This is a genomic window from Roseateles sp. P5_E11, from assembly GCF_054049355.1.
Map to the genome: position 1 here is coordinate 1 of NZ_JBFUMO010000443.1, position 5,021 is coordinate 5,021.

3 protein-coding genes are annotated in these 5,021 nt (G+C 68.3%); all 3 read left to right on the plus strand.

The genetic code is table 11. The features are described from left to right. Positions 1–129 precede the first annotated feature (129 nt). On the plus strand, positions 130–2,124 hold the full coding sequence (locus tag ACXJKR_RS24095; RefSeq protein WP_457324963.1) for a DNA topoisomerase IV subunit B: 1,995 nt from the start codon (positions 130–132) through the stop codon (positions 2,122–2,124). Between the two features lie 89 nt (positions 2,125–2,213). After that, positions 2,214–3,764 (plus strand): S8 family serine peptidase, encoded by a 1,551-nt coding sequence (locus ACXJKR_RS24100; RefSeq protein WP_457324965.1) that lies wholly within the window; start codon positions 2,214–2,216, stop codon positions 3,762–3,764. 144 nt (positions 3,765–3,908) lie between these two features. Beyond that, the gene (locus tag ACXJKR_RS24105) at positions 3,909–4,940 is read left to right on the plus strand and encodes a histone deacetylase family protein (RefSeq protein ID WP_457324966.1); all 1,032 of its coding nucleotides are present in this window, start codon (positions 3,909–3,911) and stop codon (positions 4,938–4,940) included. The last annotated feature ends 81 nt before the right edge of the window (positions 4,941–5,021 follow it).

Here is a 5,021-nt window from a genome sequence, read left to right on the forward strand (position 1 = left end):
GGAGGGGCCTTGCGCCTGTGCGAGTCCACAGGCCAGCAGCAAAAAGGCAGTCAGGAATCTCAAGCTCGAACACTCGCTCTTCGGGGGCCGCGAATCCTAGCCCGAGCGCGTCCATAGAATCCCGCCCCTATGTCGAGCCGTCCGTCTTCCTCTCCCGCCGCTGCACCTGCCGCTTATGGCGAAGCTTCCATCCGCGTTCTCAAGGGCCTGGAACCCGTCAAGCAGCGGCCGGGCATGTACACCCGCACCGAAAACCCGCTGCACTGCATCCAGGAAGTCATCGACAACGCCGCCGACGAGGCGCTGGGCGGTTTTGGCAAGCGCATCGACGTGACCTTGCATGCCGATGGCTCGGTGTCAGTCGCCGACGACGGCCGGGGCATTCCCTTCGGCCTGCACCCGGAAGAAGGCGTGCCCGTCGTCGAGATCGTCTTCACGCGGCTGCATGCCGGCGGCAAGTTCGACAAGGGCTCGGGCGGCGCCTACAGCTTCTCCGGCGGCCTGCACGGCGTGGGCGTGTCGGTGACCAATGCGCTGGCCAAGCGGCTGGAAGTGGCCGTGTGGCGCGACAAGCAGGTGGCTGGTATCGCCTTCGAGCACGGCGACGTGAAGCAGCAGGTCGTCACCCGCCCCGCTGCCAGCGGTGACCGCAAGCAGGGCACGACGGTGCGCGTCTGGCCCGAGGCCAAGTACTTCGAGAGCGCCGAGCTGCCCAAGCACGAATTGGTGCACTTGCTGCGCTCCAAGGCCGTGCTGATGCCCGGCGTGACCGTCACACTGAAGATCGAGAAGACCGGCGAGACGACCACCTGGCTCTACAAGGCCGGCCTGCGCGACTATCTTGCGCAGTCGCTCAACAGCGACCCGTTGATCCCGCTGTTCGAGGGCGAGGGCTTTGCCACCGCCGGCGAGAGCGAGAACTTTGCCGAAGGCGAGGGCGCCGCCTGGTGCGTGGCCTTTACCGAGGACGGCGCACCACTGCGCGAGAGCTATGTGARCCTGATCCCGACGGTCGCCGGCGGTACGCACGAGTCGGGCCTGAAGGACGGCCTGTTCGGCGCGGTCAAGGGCTTCATCGAGATGCACTCGCTGCTGCCCAAGGGCGTCAAGCTGATGCCTGACGACGTGTTCTCGCGCGCCAGCTTCGTGCTGTCCGCCAAGGTGCTGGACCCGCAGTTCCAGGGCCAGACCAAGGAGCGCCTGAACTCGCGCGACGCGCTGCGCCTGGTGTCGGCGTACGTGAAGCCGGCCCTGGAGCTGTGGCTGAACCACCATGTGGACCATGGCAAGAAGCTGGCCGACCTGGTCATCAAGCAGGCACAAACTCGGCAACGCGCCAGTCAGAAAGTTGAAAAACGAAAAGGCTCCGGCGTGGCCGTGCTGCCCGGCAAGCTGACCGACTGCGAAAGCCGCGACCTGCTGCACAACGAGGTCTTCCTCGTCGAGGGCGACTCTGCCGGCGGCAGCGCCAAGATGGGCCGCGACAAGGAGACGCAGGCCATCCTGCCGCTGCGCGGCAAGGTGCTGAACTCCTGGGAGGTCGAGCGCGATCTGCTGTTCAAGAACAACGAGATCCACGACATCTCGGTCGCGCTGGGCGTGGACCCGCACGGCCCCAACGACACGCCGGACCTGAGCGGCCTGCGCTACGGCAAGGTCTGCATCCTGTCGGACGCCGACGTCGACGGCTCGCACATCCAGGTGCTGCTGCTGACGTTGTTCTTCCGCCATTTCCCCAAGCTGGTTGAGACCGGACACGTATTCGTCGCCCGCCCGCCGCTGTACCGCGTCGATGCACCCGCACGCGGCAAGAAGCCCGCCGCCAAGCTCTACGCGCTGGACGACGGCGAGCTGACCGCGACGCTGGACAAGCTGCGCAAGGAGGGCGCGCGGGAAGGCTCGTGGAGCATCAGCCGCTTCAAGGGCCTGGGCGAGATGAACGCCGAGCAACTGTGGGACACGACGCTGAACCCCGAGACCCGCCGCCTGTCGCGCGTGGAATACGGGCAGCTCGACTTCGGCGCGACGGTGGACGCCTTCAACAAGCTGATGGGCAAGGGCGAGGCCGCCTCGCGCCGCGAGCTGATGGAGCTGCACGGCGACACGGTCGAGATTGACGTCTGAGCCCCCCCAAGCTAGGGGCGGGGTGACTCTCTGTTGACGCGGGTGATGGGCGGCGAAGAATGGCGCCCACCCTATTCAAAGGAGCTGCCATGCGTCAGCACAAGTTTGCGATCCGCGCCGTCGTTCTCTGCCTCGGTGCCGCCGCCATGTCGGCGGCCCTCGCCGCGCCCAAGGACGAAGTCGAGCTCATCGTTGGCCATAAGGTCAACGGCGGTGGCGCTGTGCGCGCCGAGGTCGGTCGCGGTGGCGGTCGCGTCGTCGAGGACTTGTCCGAGATCGACGCTCTCGTCGTCAGCATGCCGCGCGGCGCCGCCAAGGCACTGGCCCGCCACGCCCAGGTCGATTTCGTCGATGAACCGGTCGAGCGTCACATCCTCGGCAATCGCAGCATCCGCGTCGCCGGCTCGCAGGCCCAGGTCGCGCCCTACGGCATTGCGATGGTGCAGGCCGATCAGCTTTCCGACGCCCAGGCCGGCAACCGGCGTGTGTGCATCGTCGACTCGGGCATCAATGGCACCCACGAGGATTTGGCCGGCATCCCGATGACGGGCCAGAACTTCACCAAGTCCGGCGCCTGGAACACGGACGAAAACTCTCACGGCACCCATGTGGCCGGCACGATCGCGGCGCTGAACAACGCGGTCGGGGTCGTCGGCGTGGCGCCGTCGGGCCGCCTGAACCTGCATATCGCCAAGGTCTTCGACGCCAGCGGCAGCGCCAGCGACGCGGTGATCTCGCGTGCCATGTTGGGTTGCGGGCGCGCCGGCGCCAACGTCATCAGCATGTCGCTGGGTGGCGCCACCGGCAGCCGCACCGAGGCGCGCACCGTGGMCAAGCTGGCCAGCCAGGGCATCCTGCTGGTCGCGGCAGCCGGCAACGAAGGTGACAACACGCTGTCCTACCCGGCCGCCTTCGCCGAGGTCGTGTCGATTGCAGCTGTCGACGCCAACAAGCTCGTTGCCAGCTTCTCGCAGTTCAACGCTGACGTCGAGCTCGCCGCCCCCGGTGTGGCCGTGCTGTCGACCGTGCCGGCCTACAGCCAGACAGGCGCCTCGTTGACCGTCGCTGGCGGCAGCTTCACCGTGCAGTCCATGGACGGTTCACCCCGCAGCAGCGCCAGCGGTTCACTGGCCGACTTCGGCCTTGGCAGCGCCGCCACGCCGGGCAGCATGAACGGCAAGGTCTGCCTGATCCAGCGCGGCACCATCGCCTTCGCCGACAAGGTGCTGAACTGCCAGAGCAGTGGCGGCGTCGGTGCGGTCATCTACAACAACACGACGGGCGACCTGCTCGGCACATTGGGTGAGACCGTGACGACCATCCCGTCCGTCGGGGCCACCCAGGCAGACGGCGCGACCCTGCTGGGCCAGCTCGGCCAGTCGGCCAGCGTCGCCGTCTTCGGCCTGCCCGACCTGTACGCCAGCTACAGCGGCACGTCGATGGCGACGCCCCATGCATCCGCCGTTGCGGCCCTGGTGTGGAGCCTGCATGCCGGTTGCACGGCCACGCAATTGCGTGCGTCGCTGAACAAGAGCGCGCTGGACMTTGGCGCCCCCGGCCGTGACGACTACTACGGTAACGGCCTCGTGCAGGCCAAGGCAGCGCACGACCGCATCGCCGCGCTGGGCTGCGGCAACTGAGCAGGCGCCCCGGCGCCGGGGACAGAGTCAAAGCGCGGCACAATCCCGCGCCGTGATGACCGCCCCCGCCCCCGCCATTTGCCAATGCCCCGCGACGCTGCCCGCCGGGTGGAGCCGCGCTCAGCCGAGCGGATCGGGGGCCTGATGCAGACGGTCTTCAACGCCGGGCACGCGCTGCACGCGGCCACGCACGAGTTCTTCCGCGGCCGGCTGGTGCCGGCCTTCGAGGTCCCGGCGCGCGCCGACTACATCCTGCAGGCGGTGAGGGCTGCGGGCCTGGGTGAGGTGCTCGCGCCGGTCGACCACGGCCGCGCGCCGCTGGAGCGTGTGCATTCAGCGCGCTACCTGGATTTCATCGAGGGCGCGCACGCCGAGTGGCTCTCCACCGGTGGCGAGGGCGATGCCTTCCCGGCCGTGTGGCCGGTGCGTTCGTTGCGCAGTGACCTCGAGCCGATAAGTTTCGCGGCCCGCATGGGCCTGTATTCGATGGACAGTGGCACGCCGCTGACGGCCGGCAGCTGGGCTGCGGCCCATGCCGGCGCGCAGGCGTCGCTGACCGCACTCGATTTGGTGTTGGCCGGTGAGCGCTCGGCCTATGTGCTGACGCGCCCTCCTGGCCATCACGCCGGCGCCGACTTCTTCGGCGGCTACTGCTTCATCAACAACGCCGCCGTTGCCGCGCAKGCTGCACGCGACGCGGGCCTGGCTCGTGTGGCCATCCTGGACGTGGATTACCACCACGGCAACGGCACCCAGGCCATCTTCTACGACCGCGCCGACGTGTTCTTCGCCAGCCTCCACGGTGACCCGCGCACCGAGTACCCGTTCTTCCTCGGTCATGCCGACGAGACCGGCGCAGGCGAGGGCGTCGGCTTCAATGCCAACTTCCCGCTGCCGGTGGGCGTGGACAACGACGACTGGTTCGCTGCACTGGACGCGGCGCTCGCGCGGCTGACAGCCTTCAAGCCCGATCTGCTCATCGTCTCCCTCGGCGTGGACACCTATGGCGGGGACCCGATCTCGCACTTCAAGCTGGACGAGCCCGAGTTCCGCCGCATGGGCCAGCGCCTGGCTGCGTTCGGCGCGCCGACGTTGTTCATCCAGGAAGGCGGCTACGCGACCGAGGCCATCGGCCGCAACGTCGTCGCCGTGCTGGCTGGGTTCGAGACTGAATGACGACCCCCACGCTCGCTCCGCTCACTGCCCCCCGAGGGGGCTGGACCTCCCTTGGGGCGGCCCGGCGGGAGGTCCCATGAG